The organism is Quatrionicoccus australiensis (assembly GCF_020510525.1).
GTDB lineage: Bacteria > Pseudomonadota > Gammaproteobacteria > Burkholderiales > Rhodocyclaceae > Azonexus > Azonexus australiensis_B.
Genome location: NZ_CP075188.1, coordinates 218122 through 234682 on the forward strand (window position 1 = coordinate 218122; position 16561 = coordinate 234682).

Below are 16561 nucleotides of genomic sequence, written 5' to 3' on the forward strand. Positions count from 1 at the left end.
GCAGCGGTTCAGCCGGAAGCGGTGTCGGTACTTTCTTCCGCCGGCCATTTGACGGTGGCGAGAAAGAGATAGCCGGCACCATAGACGGTCTTGATGAAGGCCGGGCCGAGCGGATCGGGCTCGAGCTTGCGGCGCAAGCGCGAAATGCGCACGTCGATGCTGCGGTCGGTTGGTGCCAGGTCGCGGGTGCCCATCAACTGTTCGCGTTGCAGGATGCGGTTCGGGTGGCTGACAAATACCTTGAGCAGTTCGGCCTCCGAGGTGCTGAGCAGAAGCTCGTCACCATTGCTGGCATGCAGGGTGTTATTGCCGAGATTGAAACGCCAGTTGCCGAATTCGGCAATTTCCCGGGCTGGCGTGGCGGCGCCATGGCCGGTTTCCCGGCGGCGCAGGATGCTGCGCACGCGGGCGACCAGTTCGCGCGGCTCGAAGGGTTTCAGCACGTAGTCGTCGGCGCCCAGTTCGAGGCCCATGACACGGTCGCTGACGTGGGCGCGTCCGGTCAGGATGACGATGCCGCACGCCGACTGGGCGCGCACGCGCTGCATGACCTCAAGGCCGTCCATGTCGGGCAGGCCGAGGTCGATGATGCACAGGTCGGGGGTCAGGGTGCGCAGGCGGCGCAGCAGATCGGCCGCACTGCGGCACCAGACGGTGCGGAAGGAAAAATCGCCGAGCACCTGCTCGATGATGCGGGCGACATCCGGGTCATCCTCGACAATGGCGATCAGTTTGCTCAAGTCGGCATCGGTCGCTGGTTTCATGCTTTGCCTCGATTCACGCGCTGCAGGGCGCGGGCCAGATCCTGCCGGACAAAAGGCTTGGCAAGCAGCGGCAGGTCGCTGGTGCCTTGGTCGTCGTTTTCGTCGGCATAGCCGCTCATCAGCAGGATCCTGATCGGGTGGCGATGTTGCCTGACCCATTCGGCCAATTGGCGACCATCGATGCCGCCGGGCATGATGATATCGCTGACGATGATTGCGATGTCGGGAATATGCTCGATCATTTCCAGCGCCTGGGCGCCGTTTTCCGCTTCGATCACCGGGTAGCCGAGATCGATCAGTTGTTGCCGGACAACGCGCCGGACATTCGGCTCGTCCTCGACGAGCAGTACCAGCTCGCCGCCCAGCAACAGCGGCGCATCGTCGAGCGGCGCATCGCTGTCCTGCTCCGGCGCCGTCAGCGGCAGCACCATCAGCACGGTCGTGCCCTGGCCCGGCTGGCTCTGGATCAGGACGCCGCCGCCCGATTGCTTGGCAAAGCCATACGCCATCGACAGGCCCAGACCGCTGCCCAGTCCGAAGCGCTTGGTCGTGAAAAAGGGTTCGAAAACGCGGGCCAGGGTGGCTGGGTCCATGCCGCTGCCGTTATCGACGACTTCGATCATGGCGTAGGCGCCCGGTGCAACGTCGAAGGCTGCGGCGTCGGTCGACAGTTCGACCGGGCGCGCGGCGATGTGCAGACGACCGCCGGCCGGCATCGCATCGCGCGCATTGAGCGCGAAATTGAGCAGGGCGCTTTCCAGCTGCCCGGGATCGACCAGGGCGTGCAAGGCCGATGGCAGGTCGGTGGAGACGGCGATCGATTCCGGCAGCGAGCGGCGCACCAGCTTGGCCAGGCTGACAATCAGCTGGCCGATATCGACGGCTTGCGGTTCCAGCGGTTGCTGCCGGGAAAAGGTGAGCAGGCGCTTGATCAGCTGAACGCCGCGGCGGGCTGATTGCAATGCCGGTTCGACGAATTCGTTCACTTCGCTGTCGCCCGGGCGATGATCCTGCAGGGCGGCAAGATTGCCGATGATGACGGTAAGCAGGTTGTTGAAGTCGTGGGCCAGGCCACCGGTCAACTGCCCGATAGCCTCCATTTTCTGGGCCTGGACGAGGGCGGCCTGCATCCGCTTCTGCTCGGTGATTTCGTGCGAGAAAACGAAGAAGCCGAGCGGCTCGTTTTCCGGGCCGATTTCCGGAACCAGCGTGCTGCGTGCAAAAACCGTCTGCCCCAGGCGGTCCATCTGGTATTCGTAGGTTACCTGCTGTCCGGCCAACGCCCGGCGTACCGAGTCGCGGACCTGGCCATAGACCTGTTCGCCGATCACTTCGCGTACCCCGCGGCCGGTGACGCCGCCCTCCGGGTGGCCATACCAGTCGGAATAGCCTTTGTTGGCGTACTGGTAAACCTCGTTGGCGTCGACGTAACCGATCAGGATGGGAATGGTGTCGTTGATCAGGCGCAGGCGCTCTTCGCTGCGGCGCAGGGCAGCGGCGATGCGGGTATTTTCGGTGTTGGCGCGGGTCAGGTTGGCATTGGCGTTTTCCAGCTGGGCGGTACGGCGCCGCACGCGCTCTTCGAGCTGGATGTTCTGATATTCGGCCAGGTTTTCGATATAACGCTGTTCGGTGACGTCGCTGTAAAGGGTGACAAAGCCCTTATTGGCCAGCGGTTCGCCGCGCAACAACAAAACGCGCCCGTTCGGGCGCTGGCGTTCGGTGACATGCGCCGCAAAGCTGCCGGCGGCGGCAATCCGTTCGGCAATCTGGCTTTCGATGTCACCCGGGCCGTATTCGCCACGGGCTGCATTGAAGCGGATGAAACTCTCGAAGGGCGCACCGACGTAAGCCATCGCGGCAGGGAAGTCGAGCAGGCGCAGGAAGGGTTCGTTCCACGCCACCAGGCGCAATGCGGCATCGAACACGGTGATGCCCTGATCAAGCAGGTCGAGCCCGGCCTGCAGCATTTCGTAACGTTGTGCGGTGTCGGGAGGTGGCGGCGAGAGTTCCATCAGGCGATTCTAGTGCAGGCCGGGAGCGGACTTCTGTGACGTAACGATTCGTTACATTCGACCAATAGTTTTGCAAGAGTGTTTTGCGATTCTTGCACAAAAAGAAGATGCCCCAAAAAAGAGAACAGCACTTTCAATAGCATCGTGAGGAGATTGTTGTGGCTGCAAATCCGTATGCGGTTGGTCTTGAGCAGAATCAGGCCAACTATGTTCCGCTTTCCCCGTTGAGTTTTCTTGAACGCTCGGCCTTCATTTATCCGAAGCGTATTTCCGTCATCCAGGGCGCGCGTCAGTACACCTGGAAGGAATCCTACGACCGTTGCCGCCAGCTTGCTTCGGCGCTGACCAATCGCGGCATCGGCAAGGGTGACACCGTGGCAGTGATGCTGCCCAATTCGGCGCCGATGTTCGAGTGTCATTTCGGCGTGCCGATGACCGGTGCCGTACTCAATACCCTGAACACCCGTCTTGATGCCGAAGCCATCGCCTTCATGCTGACGCATGGCGAAGCCAAGGTGCTGATTACCGATCCGGAGTTCTCCGCCATCGTCAAGCCGGCCCTGGCCCTGCTCGAAGGTCCGAAGCCGCTGGTCATCGATACCCTCGATCCGGAATTCACCGGCGGTGAAGCGCTCGGCGAAAAGGACTACGAGGCTTTCCTGAACGAAGGCGAGCCCGACTTTGCCTGGCAACTGCCAGAAAGCGAGTGGGACGCCATCGCGCTCAACTACACCTCGGGCACGACCGGCAATCCGAAGGGGGTGGTTTACCACCATCGCGGTGCCTACCTGAATTCGGCCTCCAACATCATTTCCTGGGGCATGCCGCAGCATTCGGTTTACCTGTGGACCTTGCCGATGTTCCATTGCAACGGCTGGTGCTTCCCGTGGACCATGGCCGCCAATGCCGGTACCAGCGTCTGTTTGCGCAAGATCGATCCGGCTCTGATCTTTGGCCTGATCAAGGAACACAAGGTCAGCCACATGTGCGGCGCGCCGATTGTGTACGGCATGATGATCAATGCCCCGGCCGAACTGAAGGAAGGCATTACCCATCAGGTCAATGGCCTGATCGCCGGTGCTGCGCCTCCCGCTGCCATCATCGAGGGCTGCGAACAGATGGGTTTCAACATCACCCACGTTTATGGCCTGACCGAAACCTATGGTCCGGCTTCGGTCTGCGCCAAGCACCCGGAATGGGACAAGCTGCCGATCGACCTGCGTGCGGCGCGCAACGGCCGCCAGGGCGTGCGCTATCACATGCAGGAAGCCATTGCCGTGCTCGACCCGGTATCGATGGAGCCGGTGCCATGGGATGGCGAGACCATGGGTGAAATCATGTTCCGCGGCAACCTGGTGATGAAGGGTTACCTGAAGAACGAGAAGGCGACGACCGAAGCCTTTGCCGGCGGCTGGTTCCACACCGGCGACCTGGCGGTGGTGCACAGCGACGGCTACGTCAAGATCAAGGATCGCTCGAAAGACATCATCATTTCCGGTGGCGAGAACATCTCCTCGCTGGAAGTCGAAGACGTGCTCTATCGCCATCCGGCGGTGGTGGCTGCGGCGGTTGTGGCCAAACCCGACGAGAAGTGGGGCGAAGTCCCGGCTGCCTTCCTCGAGCTGAAGGCTGGTGCGGTCTGCACCGAGGCCGAGATCATCGAGCATTGCCGTGCGCATCTGGCCCGCTTCAAGGTACCGAAGCAGGTCGTGTTTGGTGAATTGCCGAAGACCTCCACCGGCAAGATCCAGAAGTACGTCCTGCGCCAGCACGCCAACTCCGCGCTCGCTATCGAGTAATCCGTCTTCCCCCTGCCGCGCCACCTAGGCGAGTGGCAGGGGGCTTTTTTGTCCGGAACAGGAATACCCATGAAAATTCTCGTCCCCGTAAAGCGGGTGGTTGATTACAACGTAAAGGTCCGCGTCAAGGCGGATGGCTCGGGCGTCGATCTGGCCAACGTCAAGATGAGCATGAACCCGTTTGACGAAATCGCGGTTGAAGAAGCGGTGCGTCTGAAGGAAGCCGGCATTGCGACGGAAGTGATCGCGGTGTCGTGTGGTGTGGCCGCCTGCCAGGAAACCCTGCGCACGGCGATGGCGATCGGTGCCGATCGCGGCATTCTGGTTGATTGCGGTGATGTTGACCTGCAGCCGCTGGCTGTGGCCAAGCTGCTCAAGGCACTCTGCGACAAGGAAGCACCGGGTCTGGTCATCTGCGGCAAGCAGGCGATCGACGACGATGCCAACCAGACCGGCCAGATGCTCGCCGCACTCGCCGGCTGGCCGCAAGCCACCTTCGCCTCCAAGGTCGTGATTGCCGACGGCAAAGCCACGGTTACCCGTGAAATCGACGGCGGCCTGGAAACCCTGGCCATTTCGCTGCCTGCGGTGGTGTCGACTGATCTGCGCCTGAACGAGCCGCGCTACGCGACCCTGCCCAACATCATGAAAGCCAAGAAGAAGCCGCTCGACACCGTCAAGCCGGCCGATCTCGGTGTTGATGTCGCACCGCGCCTGAGCACGCTGAAAGTTGCCGAGCCGGCCAAGCGCAGCGCCGGCGTGATGGTGGCCGATGTCGCCGAACTGGTGAACAAACTCAAGAACGAAGCCAAGGTAATCGCGTGAGCTACCAAGCAGGGGCCCCGCGTGCGGGGATGCGCGTAAAGCGAATCGCGATACGCCGCCGAGCCCCTGGTCTTCAATCAAGCACTGGCCGCATTGAGGCGGCCTGAGGAAGAATCGAATGCCTATATTAGTTATCGCTGAACACGATCACGCCAGCCTCAAGGCGGCCACCCTGAACACCGTTGCGGCTGCCGCCAAAATCGGTGGCGACATCCACGTGCTGGTCGCCGGCAGCAACTGTGCCGCCGCCGCGCAGCAAGCCGCTGGCCTGCAAGGCGTGGCCAAGGTCAAGCTGGCCGATGCCGCGCACTACGCCAGCCAGACGGCCGAAAATTTGACCGCTCTGGTCATCGCCAACGCCGCCGGTTACAGCCACATCCTGGCGCCGGCCACGACCTTCGGCAAGAACCTGCTGCCGCGCGTCGCCGCGCTGCTCGATGTTGCCCAGATCTCGGAAATCACCGGCGTCGAAGCCGCTGACACCTTCGTGCGCCCGATCTACGCCGGCAATGCGCTGGCCACGGTGAAGAGCGCCGATGCGGTCAAGGTGATCACCGTGCGGACCACCGCCTTCGATGCGGTCAACGCCGGAAACAATGCCGAAATCGAAGCCATCGCTGCGGCCGCCGATACCAACCAGGCGCAACTGACCAACCGCGAGCTGACCAAGTCGGAACGCCCGGAACTGGGCGCCGCCAAGATCATCGTCTCCGGCGGGCGTGGCCTGGGCAGCGGTGAAAACTATCACCAGCTGCTCGAGCCGCTCGCCGACAAGCTCGGTGCCGCCCTGGGCGCCAGCCGCGCCGCGGTCGATGCCGGCTTCGTGCCGAACGACTACCAGGTCGGCCAGACCGGCAAGATCGTCGCGCCGCAGCTCTACATCGCGGTCGGCATCTCGGGTGCGATCCAGCACCTGGCCGGCATGAAGGATTCGAAGGTGATCGTCGCGATCAACAAGGATCCGGACGCCCCGATCTTCCAGGTCGCCGATTACGGCCTGGTCGGTGACCTGTTTGACGTTGTGCCGCAACTGGCGGCAGCTGTTTAAACCAATAAATATCCAGGAGATAAACCCATGAGTGTCTATACCGCCCCGCTGCGCGACATGCAGTTCGTCCTCAATGAAGTCGCCGGTCTCGAAGAGATCTGTGCGCTGCCCGGCAACGAGGAATGCTCGGTCGAACTGGTCGAATCCATTCTCGACGAAGCCAGCAAGTTCGCCACCGGCGTGCTCGACCCGATCAACCGCGTCGGCGACCGTACCGGTCACGTCTGCAAGGATGGCGTCGTGACCACGGCGCCCGGCTTCAAGGAAGCCTACAAGCTGTTCATCGAAACCGGCTGGAACTCGATGCCTTTCTCGCCGGAATTCGGCGGTCAGGGTCTGCCGGCTGTCGTCTCAATGGCGGTCAACGAAATGTGGAAGGGCGCCAACATGGCCTTCGGCCTGTGCCCGATGCTGACCGGTGGCGCCATTGAAGCGATCGCCCACCACGCCTCCGAAGAACTGAAGCAGAAGTACCTGCACAAGATGGTCGAAGGTACCTGGACCGGTACCATGAACCTGACCGAGCCGGCCGCCGGCTCCGATCTGGCGGCCATTTCCACCAAGGCCAAGCCGGCTGGCGATGGCAGCTTCCTGGTCACCGGCACCAAGATCTTCATCACCTGGGGCGAGCATGACGTCGCCGAGAACATCATTCACCTCGTGCTGGCCCGCCTGCCGGATGCGCCGCCGGGACTGAAGGGCATTTCCCTGTTCATCGTGCCGAAGTTCCTGGTTAACGAAGACGGTTCGCTCGGCAAGCGCAACGACCTGATCTGCTCCTCGATCGAACACAAGCTCGGCATCCACGGCAGCCCGACCGCCGTCATGTCCTATGGCGACAACGAAGGTGCCGTCGGCTACCTGGTTGGCGAAGAGAACAAGGGCATCGGCTACATGTTCACGATGATGAACCATGCCCGCGTCAATGTCGGCCTCGAAGGCGTCGGCATCGCCGAGCGCGCCTACCAGCACGCGCTGTGGTACGCCCGTGAGCGCGTCCAGGGCAAGATCATCGGCGACAAGTCGGCCGACAAGAAGACCATCCTGCACCACCCGGATGTACGTCGCCTGCTGATGGAATGCAAGGCCCGCACCGAAGCCATGCGCACGCTGGCCTACTACGCCGCCGCCAATATCGACAAGGCCCACGCCGGTGATGCCGCCGCCCAGTCGCGCGTCGATCTGCTGACGCCGGTCGTCAAGGGCTGGAGCACGGAACAGGGCGTCGAGCTGTCGTCGACCGCGCTGCAGGTGTTCGGTGGCGTCGGCTTCGTCGAAGAAACCGGTGCCGCGCAGTACTACCGCGATTCGCGCATCACCACCATCTACGAAGGCACGACGGCCATTCAGGCCAACGACCTGGTCGGTCGCAAGCTGGCCCGCGAAAAGGTGCCGGGCGCAGCGATGAAGACCTTGATTGCCGAAATGTCGGCAACGGTTGAAGAAATCGCAGGTGATGCACAGCTGGCCGGCATTGCCGCCAATCTGAAAAACGGCATTGCAGCACTGTCGACCGCTACCGACTGGATCATCGCCAACTACGAGAGCGCCCCGGCCGCCGTACATGCCGGTTCCGTGCCCTTCCTGAAGCTGACCGGCATTGTCGTCGGCGGCTGGCTGATGGCCAAGTCGGCCGCGATTGCCGTCAAGCACATTGCGGCTGGCAGCAGCGATGACTTCTACAAGGCCAAGCTGGCCACGGCGACTTACTTTGCCGCGCACCAGCTGCCGTTCGCCGCCGCTTACTCGGCCGAAATGACCGGTGGCAGCGACTCGGTCTTCGCCCTGCCGGAAAACCTGTTCTAAGAAACTGCTTCACCTCGTCCCGTCCGCAGCAGCGGTCGGGGCGGTGGTGGCGACAAGCAAGGAGAAAGCATGCGCACTGATCGCGATGCAATGGAATACGACGTCGTGATTGTTGGTGGCGGCCCCTCCGGGCTGTCGTCGGCGATCCGCATCAAACAGCTGGCCGAACAGGCCGGCAAGGAAGTCTCGGTCTGTCTGCTGGAAAAGGGTTCCGAGATCGGCGCCCACATCCTGTCCGGCGCCGTGCTCGAGCCGCATGCACTGGCCGAACTCTTCCCGGACTGGCAGGAACGCGGCGCGCCGCTCAACACGCCGGCCGGTGAAGATCGTCTGCTGTTCCTGACCGAAAGCGGTTCGTACAAGCTGCCGACGCCGCCGCAGATGGGCAATCACGGCAACTACATCATCAGCCTCGGCAACCTGGCCCGCTGGCTCGGCGAACAGGCGGAAGCGCTCGGCGTCGAGATCTATCCCGGCTTTGCCGCCGCTGAAGTCCTCTACCACGAGGACGGTTCGGTCAAGGGCGTCGCCACCGGCGATCTCGGCGTCGGCAAGGATGGCCAGCCCGGCCACAATTTCCAGCCGGGCATGGAGCTGCACGCCAAGCAAACCATCTTCGCCGAAGGCTGCCGCGGTTCGCTGACCAAGACGCTGTTCGACAAATTCAATTTGCGCGATGGCGTTGATCCGCAAACCTACGGCATCGGCATCAAGGAACTGTGGGAAGTCGATCCGGCGAAACACCAACCGGGGCTGATCGTGCACTCGGTGGGCTGGCCGCTGACCTCGGATACCTATGGCGGTTCTTTCCTCTATCACCTGGAAAACAATCTGGTGGCGATCGGCATGGTGGTCGGTCTCGACTACAAGAATCCGTGGCTGTCGCCGTATGAGGAATTCCAGCGCTACAAGACGCACCCGGCGATTCGCGGCTTCTTCGAAGGCGGCCGCCGGATTTCCTACGGCGCGCGTGCGCTGTCCGAAGGTGGCTACCAGTCGGTGCCGAAACTGAGCTTCCCGGGTGGCCTGCTGATCGGCGATACCGCCGGCTTCCTCAACGTGCCGAAGATCAAGGGCACGCACATGGCGATGAAGTCGGGCATGGTCGCGGCCGAAGCCGTCTTCGCGCATCTCGGCAAGGAAAACGCCGGCAGCGAAGCGACCGAATATCCGGAGCAGATCAAGAAGTCGTGGCTGTGGGACGAGCTCTACAAGGTGCGCAACATCCGTCCGGCCTTCAAGTGGGGCCTGTTCGGTGCGCTCGCCTATGGCGCCGTCGACACCTTCCTGTTTGGCGGCAAGGCACCGTGGACGCTGCATCACCACGACGACCACTCGCAGCTCGCCGACAAGAACAGCCAGCCGAAGATCGTTTATCCGAAGCCGGACGGTCAACTGACTTTTGACCGCCTTTCTTCGGTCTTCCTCTCGGCTACCAACCACGAGGAAAACCAGCAGTGCCATCTGCGTCTGAAGGATGAAAGCGTCGCGATCAGCGTCAATTACGCCAAGTACGGTTCGCCGGAAACGCGTTATTGCCCGGCCGGCGTCTATGAAATCCTCGGCGAGGATGAAGGCAAGCCGCGCCTGCAGATCAACGGGCAGAACTGCCTGCACTGCAAGACCTGCGACATCAAGGACCCGACCCAGAACATCAACTGGACGGTGCCGGAAGGTGGCGGCGGGCCGAACTACCCGAACATGTAAATGTGATCTGGACTGGCGGGCGACCTTTCGCGCATTGAGGCGACCCGGCAGCCAGATGAAATACGAACGCGAGAACAGCACTCAGCATCGTTTCAACCACTTATGTTCCCTGGAGGGGTCATGTCACAAAATACTATCCAGACAAAGATTCGGGCTAACCCGAAATTTGCCGAACTTGTCGGCAAGCGCACTCGCTTCGCCATCATTCTGTCGCTTATCGTGTTGGTGCCTTACTACACCTTCATGTTCCTCGTCTCCACGCAGCCGCAACTGTTCGCGGCCAAGATCGGCGAAGGTAGTGTCATCACCATCGGCTGGCCGATTGCTGCACTGATCATCGTTGGCGGCTGGCTGCTGACTGGTGTTTACGTCAACCGTGCCAACGGCGAGTTCGACAGCATCACCGAAGAAGTGCTCAAGGAGGCCCGCAAATGAAGCGCTCCTTTCTCGCACTGATTGCCGGCAGCCTGCTGGCGGTCTCTTTTACCGTCTTTGCTGCCGGTGGCGCCATCGAAGGTGTCGAAAAGCAGCCGATCAACGTCAGCGCCATCGCCATGTTCATGATCTTCGTGCTGGCTACGCTCGGCATCACCAAGTGGGCGGCCGGCAAGACCAAGACAACGGCAGACTTCTACACGGCTGGCGGCGGCATCACTGGCTTCCAGAATGGCTTGGCCATTGCCGGTGACTACATGTCGGCGGCGACCCTGCTCGGTATTACCTCGATGGTCTACTTCAAGGGCTATGACGGTTTTGTTTATGCCGTCTGCTTCTTCGTTGGCTGGCCGATCATCCTGTTCATGATGGCGGAACGCCTGCGCAATCTCGGCAAGTTCACCTTTGCCGATATCGCCTCCTACCGCCTCGACCAGAACCGCATCCGCACCTTCGCGGCCATCGGTTCGCTGACTGTCGTCTGCTTCTACCTCATCGTCCAGATGGTCGGTGCCGGCCAGTTGATCCAGTTGCTGTTCGGTCTGGAATACAACACGGCGGTGGCTGTCGTCGGTATCCTGATGATGGTGTACGTCACTTTCGGCGGCATGACGGCAACGACCTGGGTGCAGATCATCAAGGCCTGCCTGCTGCTCGGCGGCGGTATCACGCTGATGCTGCTGACCTTGTCGCAATTTGGCTGGTCGCTGGACAACCTGTTCTCGAAGGCTATTGAATCGCACAAGCTGGGCGAAAAGATGATGGCGCCGGGTTCGCTGATGGCCGATCCGGTCTCTGCCTTCTCACTGTCGCTTGGCCTGCTCTTCGGTACTGCCGGCCTGCCGCACATCATGATGCGCTTCTTCACCGTGCCGAACGCCAAGGAAGCCCGCAAGTCGGTGTTCTACGCGACCGGCTTCATCGGCCTGTTCTTCCTCGTCACCATCATTCTCGGTGCCGGGGCGATCACCATCGTCGGTACCAATGGGGCCTTCTTCGAAGGCGGCCAGGTCGGTGGCAAGCTGATCGGCGGCAACAACATGCCGGTCATGCACCTGGCCAAGGCTGTTGGTGGCGACATCTTCCTCGGCTTCCTGTCGGCCGTCGCCTTCGCCACCATCCTGGCTGTGGTTTCCGGTCTGGCCCTGGCTGGCGCCTCGGCCATCTCGCATGACTTGTATGCCCGCGTGATCAAGAAGGGCACGGCGACCAGCGCGCAGGAAATGAAGGTCACCCGCTTTGCTTCCGTTGGCCTGGGTCTCACCGCCATCCTGCTCGGCATCGCCTTCAAGGATCAGAACGTGCTGTTCCTCGTCGCGCTCGCCTTCGGCGTCGCCTCGTCGGTCAACTTCCCGGTCCTCATCCTGTCCATGTACTGGAAGGGCCTGACCACCCGTGGCGCACTGTGGGGCGGCATTGCCGGCCTGGTGTCGTCGGTGGGTCTGGTTGTCCTGTCGCCGACCGTGTGGGTCAAGATTCTCGGCAACAAGGCCGCGATCTTCCCGTACGACCATCCGGCCATCGTTTCGATGACGCTTGCCTTCTTTGTCACCTGGCTGCTGTCGGTTACCGACAAGAGCGTGCGTGCCAACAAGGAAAAGGAAGCCTACGAAGAGCAGTACATCCGTGCCCAGACCGGCCTTGGCGCTTCGGCGGCATCGGATCACTAAGCAACTCTGCGGGTAAGACTTCGGAGAACAGCAATCCGTCGTCTTTATCCTTTCGGGAGCCTGCGGGCTCCCTTTTTTTGTCCACGGCAAACTGCTTGATTTGCGTCAAATTCGTAAAATCATCATTTATATAAAATACGTCAAGCAATAAGCCGCGAAAAGGGCAACCCCGGTACGAAAGTCCGGGGGCGCAAAGCCACCTGTCTAACGTCTCGCCGAGACCATGAAAGAGGGGCTGCCGTAGCAGGAGTGCTTTGGCATCTTCGCGAACCGATCATCCGTTGTGAAGGTGTCCCATGAGTCTCCCGGCCAACAAAGCCAGCGTTTACAGCACCCTGTTGTTCGGCATCACGCTGGTCGTGACCTTGCCGTTGATCTATTTCACCAATCCCTGGTTCATCCGCGAACTGCTGCCGGCGGTTGGCCTGTCCGAACAGGCCGGCACGACGATAGGCATCGCCCTGATCCTGATTTCGGTCTATTTCGGGCAGCAGGTCCTGTCCTTCGTCATTTTCCGCGACGGTTCGGCCGGTCAGGCCAAGCGAGAGGCGGCCTTGCTCGAGCGGGTACGTCTGGTCGAGCAGGCCGAAGCCGACGTGCGTCGTCAGTTGCAGGCCATGCCGACGCAGTTAGCGCTTGCCCACGGGCATCTGGCTGACGTGGTGACGGTGGCCGAGCACGCCGCGCAGAGTCTGGGCAGCTAGCTGGCAGGCATCGATGCCAGTCTGCTCGAGATGGACCAGGTGGTGACGGCCTCGCTCGACGCCGCCAATGACGATGCGGCGCTGTCCGAGCATGCGGCGGACAACAACGGCGAATTGATTGCCGCGATGCACGGTTACGTCAAGGAACGCATGGCCGACAATGCGGCGAACCAGCAAAAGATCCAGCGCGTCGTTGCCGAAACGCGCGCCCTCAACGAGATTACCGGGCTGATTTCAAATATTTCCAAGCAGACCCGTCTGCTCGCCCTGAATGCCGCCATCGAGGCAGCGCGGGCCGGCGAAGCGGGGCGTGGCTTCTCGGTGGTGGCCGACGAAGTCAGCAAGTTGTCGGGCGACACCGACAAGGCGGTGGAAAAGATTTCGGCCGGCATTTTCCGGGTTGCCGATTCGATCGAAAGTGAATTCTCGTCGCGTCTGGCGATCGAGCAGGCGGCCAAGGAGCAGCTCGTGCTCGAGCGTTTTGCCGGTCAGTTGAGCGGTCTCGGGCAAAGCTATGCCGAGCTGATGGAGGCGCAGCAGGCAATGGCCGGGCATATCCATGGTGCGGCAGAAGTCGTCGGCGGCAATTGCGCCGAGGCGTTGCGCGGTGTCGGCTTTGCGACCACGATCAAGGGCCAGGTCGGCACGATAGCGGCAATGCTGAATGACCTGGCTGCCCAGGCAGGGCAGCTGGCAACGAGTTCCGCTGAGCGTCCGGCCCTGGGTGTTGCCCACGCCGGGCGGGTCGGCGACACGAACTTCCCGGGCAAGCTGGCGTTGCGCGTCGCCTGATTTCAGCCGGCGCGGCCGGCCGCAGCGCAGATCGCGTCGGCGAATTGCGCGCTGAGTGCGACCGGAAAATCATGTCCCATGCCGGCGATGATGCGCAGTTCGGCGCCGGGAATGTTGGCCGCCACGTCTTCGCCGCAGGCCGGCGGAATCAGCTGGTCGGCGGCGCCGTGCATGACAACGCTGGGCACGCGGATCGTCTGCAGCAAGGCGCGGCGGTCGCCATTGACGATGATCGCGGCGAGCTGGCGGCCGATGCCGCGCGGGTCGAAATTGCGGTCGAATTCATTTTCGAACATTTTTTGCAGTTGACCGCGTGGCGTCGGAAAGTCCGGGCTTTCCAGCGTCGCAAAGCGGGCGATGCTGTCGGCAACGATGCTGTCGCGGTCGCGGACCCTGGGCAGCGGTGCGAACAGCGCTGCGGCAGCGGCCGGCGTCGGCGGTGGCAGGGCCGGGTTGCCGCTGCTCGACATGATGCTGGTCAGCGAGCGCACGCGTTGCGGGTAACGCGCCGCGGCGATCTGCACGATGGCGCCGCCCATCGAGGCACCAACCAGATGCGCCCGTTCGATGTTCAGTGCGTCGAGCAGGCCGATGCCGTCGGCGGCCATGTCATCCAGCGTGTACGGCACGGCCAGCGGCTCGCCGCGCTGCAGGGCGCGCAGATCGGGCACCGGCTGTTCGCCGAAGTGGGTCGATAGTCCGCAGTCGCGGTTGTCGAAGCGGATGACGCGGTAGCCGCGATCGACCAGCAATTCGCACAGCGCGCCATGCCAGCGCGTCATCTGGCCGCCCAGACCCATGACGAGCAGTACGGCGGGGGCGGTCGACGGCCCGAAACTCTCGAATTCCAGCGTGATGCCGTTGGCGCTGAGCTGGCTCATGCGCTGGCGATCATTGGCGGCTCGAACAGCGAGCGGATGCTGACACTGCGGATCGCCGGGTTGTCCGGGATCGCATACAGAATGTCGGCCATCATTTCCTCGAAAATGCCGCGCAGGCTGCGCGCCCCGGCCTTGTATTCGATCGCCAGCTCGGCGATCTGCTCGAAGACGAGCGGCGCGATTTCCAGTTTGACGCCGTCGGCCTGCAGCATGGCGGTGAACTGCTTGGCGATGGCATTTTTCGGTTCGGTCATGATGCGCACCAGCATCTCCTGCGACAGGTCCTGCAGGCGGGTGACGATAGGCAGGCGGCCGGCGAATTCCGGAATCAGGCCGAACTCGAGCAGGTCGGTCGGCTTGATGCGGGCATTCAGGCGTTCGAGGATGTTGCGGTCGTCGTCGCCCGACGTCGAGATGAAGCCGAAGCTGTGCGTCTTGGTCAGGATCTTGTCGAGGCCGACGAAGGCGCCGCCGCAGATGAACAGGATGTGCGTGGTGTCGATGTGACGGCCGTCGCGCAGGCGCACCGGTGCACCTTCCATGATCTTGAGCAGTGCATGCTGGACGCTCTCGCCCGACGTGGCGCGCGCGTCGCCGCCGGCCGCCTTGAGCTTGTCGACTTCATCGACGAAGACGATGCCGCGCTGGGCGCGTTCGAGATCGTCACCGGCGCGGTCAAGCAGGCGGTGCAGGATGGCTTCGATCTCGTCGCCGACGAACTGCGTCTGGGCGAGCGAAGTGGCATCTGCGGTAACGAAGGGTACGTCGAGGATGCGCGCCAGGGTTTCGCAGAGCAGGGTCTTGCCGGTGCCGGTCGGGCCGATCAGCAGGATATTGCTTTTGCTCAGTTCGACGCTGTCGACCGTGCTGGCCGCCATGCGGCGAAAGTGGGCGTAGATGGCGACAGCCAGTGTCTTCTTGGCGGCGTCCTGGCCGACCACGTGCTCGGAGAGCCGCTGGAAGATTTCGCTGGGTTTGAGCAGGGTGGGCATCACAGCCTCCGGGGATTGCCGAAGGCTGTGATGCTAGTCGTGTCAGCCCTTTTCGGGAAGCACGATATTGACTTCGAGGACCTCGTAGCGGTCCTGCTTTTCCAGCGAGACGCGGATGTCGTCGGGATTGACCTTGACGTACTTGGAGATCACGGCGATCAGTTCGCGCTGCAGGTCGGGCAGGAAGTTGGCGCTGCTGCCGCCGCCATCGCGTTCGTGCGCGATGATCAGTTGCAGGCGTTCCTTTGCCAGGTGGGCGGTTTTCGGCTGGTTGCCGAACAGTTTCTGGAGCCAGGACATGTCACTTGCCTCCGAACAGGCGCTTCAGCAGGCCCGGCTTGACGTAATCGACGAAGCGCAGCGGCTTGTCTTCACCGAGGAAGCGGGTAATCACGTCGTGATAGGCCTCGGCCGCATCGGTTTCCTTCTGGTGGATGACCGGCGAGCCCTGGTTGGAGGCCTGCAGGACTTCTTCCGATTCCGGGATGACGCCGATGATGGGCACCCGCAGGATTTCCTGGATGTCCTTGTACGACAGCATTTCGCCGGCTTCGACGCGGCCCGGGTTGTAGCGGGTGATCAGCAGGTGTTCCTTGACCGGCTCGCGGCCTTCGATGGCGCGCCGCGACTTGGCCTGCAGGATGCCGAGGATGCGGTCGGAGTCGCGCACCGAGGAAACTTCCGGATTGGTCACGACGAGCGCTTCGTCGGCGAAGGTCAGGGCCATCACGGCACCCGATTCGATACCGGCCGGCGAGTCGCAGACGATGTAGTCGAAGCCCTGGTGTTCCAGTTCCTTGATGACCTTCTCGACGCCTTCTTCGCTCAGCGCATCCTTGTCGCGCGTCTGCGAGGCGGGCAGCACGTAGAGGTTGTCGCAGTGCTTGTCCTTGATCAGGGCCTGGGTCAGCGTCGCTTCACCGTTGATGACGTTGATCAGGTCATAGACGACGCGGCGCTCGCAACCCATGATCAGGTCGAGGTTGCGCAGGCCGACGTCGAAGTCGATGACGGCCGTCTTGAAGCCGCGCATCGCGAGGCCGGTGGAGAAGCTGGCGCTGGTGGTGGTCTTGCCGACCCCGCCCTTGCCGGAAGTTACGACGACGATTCTGGTCACGGTGAT

The 16561-nt window shown here is 62.3% G+C and carries 15 protein-coding genes and 1 riboswitch; of the genes, 9 read left to right on the plus strand and 6 right to left on the minus strand.

The window, feature by feature from the left end:
- Positions 1 to 8 precede the first annotated feature (8 nt).
- Both KI612_RS01040 and KI612_RS01045 read right to left on the minus strand, forming a co-directional pair.
- The gene (locus KI612_RS01040) at positions 9 to 764 is read right to left on the minus strand and encodes a response regulator (protein WP_226441987.1); all 756 of its coding nucleotides are present in this window, start codon (positions 762 to 764) and stop codon (positions 9 to 11) included.
- Positions 761 to 2779 carry a PAS-domain containing protein gene (locus tag KI612_RS01045; protein ID WP_226441988.1) on the minus strand — a complete coding sequence of 673 codons (2019 nt, stop codon included), beginning with the start codon at positions 2777 to 2779 and terminating at the stop codon, positions 761 to 763. The genes KI612_RS01040 and KI612_RS01045 overlap by 4 nt, the downstream gene beginning before the upstream one ends.
- Before the next feature lie 158 nt (positions 2780 to 2937).
- Between KI612_RS01045 and KI612_RS01050 the strand changes: the two genes are divergently transcribed.
- The 9 genes from KI612_RS01050 (at position 2938) to KI612_RS19810 (ending at position 13565) form a co-directional block, all read left to right on the plus strand.
- Positions 2938 to 4578 (plus strand): acyl-CoA synthetase, encoded by a 1641-nt coding sequence (locus KI612_RS01050; RefSeq protein ID WP_226441989.1) that lies wholly within the window; start codon positions 2938 to 2940, stop codon positions 4576 to 4578.
- A gap of 69 nt (positions 4579 to 4647) precedes the next feature.
- On the plus strand, positions 4648 to 5403 hold the full coding sequence (locus KI612_RS01055; RefSeq protein ID WP_226441990.1) for an electron transfer flavoprotein subunit beta/FixA family protein: 756 nt from the start codon (positions 4648 to 4650) through the stop codon (positions 5401 to 5403).
- A 118-nt stretch (positions 5404 to 5521) separates the two neighbouring features.
- A complete protein-coding gene (locus KI612_RS01060; RefSeq protein WP_226441991.1) occupies positions 5522 to 6451 on the plus strand; it encodes an electron transfer flavoprotein subunit alpha/FixB family protein in 930 nt (309 codons plus the stop codon).
- 27 nt (positions 6452 to 6478) lie between these two features.
- Positions 6479 to 8257 carry an acyl-CoA dehydrogenase C-terminal domain-containing protein gene (locus KI612_RS01065; RefSeq protein ID WP_226441992.1) on the plus strand — a complete coding sequence of 593 codons (1779 nt, stop codon included), beginning with the start codon at positions 6479 to 6481 and terminating at the stop codon, positions 8255 to 8257.
- 69 nt (positions 8258 to 8326) lie between these two features.
- Complete coding sequence (locus KI612_RS01070) at positions 8327 to 9964, plus strand: electron transfer flavoprotein-ubiquinone oxidoreductase (RefSeq protein WP_226441993.1); 1638 nt, start codon at positions 8327 to 8329, stop codon at positions 9962 to 9964.
- A gap of 120 nt (positions 9965 to 10084) precedes the next feature.
- Positions 10085 to 10399, plus strand: coding sequence for a DUF485 domain-containing protein (locus tag KI612_RS01075; protein ID WP_226441994.1), 315 nt, complete (start codon positions 10085 to 10087; stop codon positions 10397 to 10399).
- On the plus strand, positions 10396 to 12069 hold the full coding sequence (locus KI612_RS01080; protein ID WP_226441995.1) for a cation acetate symporter: 1674 nt from the start codon (positions 10396 to 10398) through the stop codon (positions 12067 to 12069). The genes KI612_RS01075 and KI612_RS01080 overlap by 4 nt, the downstream gene beginning before the upstream one ends.
- A 152-nt stretch (positions 12070 to 12221) precedes the next feature.
- Positions 12222 to 12312, plus strand: a riboswitch (cyclic di-GMP riboswitch).
- 53 nt (positions 12313 to 12365) lie between these two features.
- Positions 12366 to 12773 (plus strand): hypothetical protein, encoded by a 408-nt coding sequence (locus KI612_RS01085; RefSeq protein WP_226441996.1) that lies wholly within the window; start codon positions 12366 to 12368, stop codon positions 12771 to 12773.
- Between the two features lie 30 nt (positions 12774 to 12803).
- A complete protein-coding gene (locus KI612_RS19810) occupies positions 12804 to 13565 on the plus strand; it encodes a methyl-accepting chemotaxis protein (RefSeq protein WP_319002972.1) in 762 nt (253 codons plus the stop codon).
- A 2-nt stretch (positions 13566 to 13567) separates the two neighbouring features.
- Here the strand turns inward: KI612_RS19810 and KI612_RS01095 are convergent, their stop codons facing one another.
- From KI612_RS01095 to minD, 4 genes are read right to left on the minus strand one after another with little or no spacing between them, the layout of a single operon-like run.
- Complete coding sequence (locus KI612_RS01095; RefSeq protein ID WP_226441997.1) at positions 13568 to 14446, minus strand: alpha/beta fold hydrolase; 879 nt, start codon at positions 14444 to 14446, stop codon at positions 13568 to 13570.
- Positions 14443 to 15438 (minus strand): ATP-dependent Clp protease ATP-binding subunit ClpX, encoded by a 996-nt coding sequence (gene clpX / locus KI612_RS01100; RefSeq protein WP_226441998.1) that lies wholly within the window; start codon positions 15436 to 15438, stop codon positions 14443 to 14445. Before clpX ends, KI612_RS01095 begins: the two co-directional genes overlap by 4 nt.
- A 42-nt stretch (positions 15439 to 15480) precedes the next feature.
- Positions 15481 to 15738 (minus strand): cell division topological specificity factor MinE, encoded by a 258-nt coding sequence (gene minE, locus KI612_RS01105; RefSeq protein ID WP_226441999.1) that lies wholly within the window; start codon positions 15736 to 15738, stop codon positions 15481 to 15483.
- Between the two features lies 1 nt (position 15739).
- The gene (gene minD / locus KI612_RS01110) at positions 15740 to 16555 is read right to left on the minus strand and encodes a septum site-determining protein MinD (protein WP_226442000.1); all 816 of its coding nucleotides are present in this window, start codon (positions 16553 to 16555) and stop codon (positions 15740 to 15742) included.
- Between the last annotated feature and the right edge of the window lie 6 nt (positions 16556 to 16561).

Bases quoted from the DNA above. Each gene is read 5' to 3' on its own strand.
- KI612_RS01075 (WP_226441994.1), top strand. From the start codon at position 10,085: ATGTCACAAAATACTATCCAGACAAAGATTCGGGCTAACCCGAAATTT.
- KI612_RS01085 (WP_226441996.1), top strand. From the start codon at position 12,366: ATGAGTCTCCCGGCCAACAAAGCCAGCGTTTACAGCACCCTGTTGTTC.
- minE (WP_226441999.1), bottom strand. From the start codon at position 15,738: ATGTCCTGGCTCCAGAAACTGTTCGGCAACCAGCCGAAAACCGCCCAC.
- KI612_RS01070 (WP_226441993.1), top strand. From the start codon at position 8,327: ATGCGCACTGATCGCGATGCAATGGAATACGACGTCGTGATTGTTGGT.
- KI612_RS01065 (WP_226441992.1), top strand. From the start codon at position 6,479: ATGAGTGTCTATACCGCCCCGCTGCGCGACATGCAGTTCGTCCTCAAT.
- KI612_RS01055 (WP_226441990.1), top strand. From the start codon at position 4,648: ATGAAAATTCTCGTCCCCGTAAAGCGGGTGGTTGATTACAACGTAAAG.
- KI612_RS01045 (WP_226441988.1), bottom strand. From the start codon at position 2,779: ATGGAACTCTCGCCGCCACCTCCCGACACCGCACAACGTTACGAAATG.
- KI612_RS01080 (WP_226441995.1), top strand. From the start codon at position 10,396: ATGAAGCGCTCCTTTCTCGCACTGATTGCCGGCAGCCTGCTGGCGGTC.
- KI612_RS19810 (WP_319002972.1), top strand. From the start codon at position 12,804: ATGGACCAGGTGGTGACGGCCTCGCTCGACGCCGCCAATGACGATGCG.
- clpX (WP_226441998.1), bottom strand. From the start codon at position 15,438: ATGCCCACCCTGCTCAAACCCAGCGAAATCTTCCAGCGGCTCTCCGAG.
- KI612_RS01095 (WP_226441997.1), bottom strand. From the start codon at position 14,446: ATGAGCCAGCTCAGCGCCAACGGCATCACGCTGGAATTCGAGAGTTTC.
- KI612_RS01040 (WP_226441987.1), bottom strand. From the start codon at position 764: ATGAAACCAGCGACCGATGCCGACTTGAGCAAACTGATCGCCATTGTC.
- KI612_RS01060 (WP_226441991.1), top strand. From the start codon at position 5,522: ATGCCTATATTAGTTATCGCTGAACACGATCACGCCAGCCTCAAGGCG.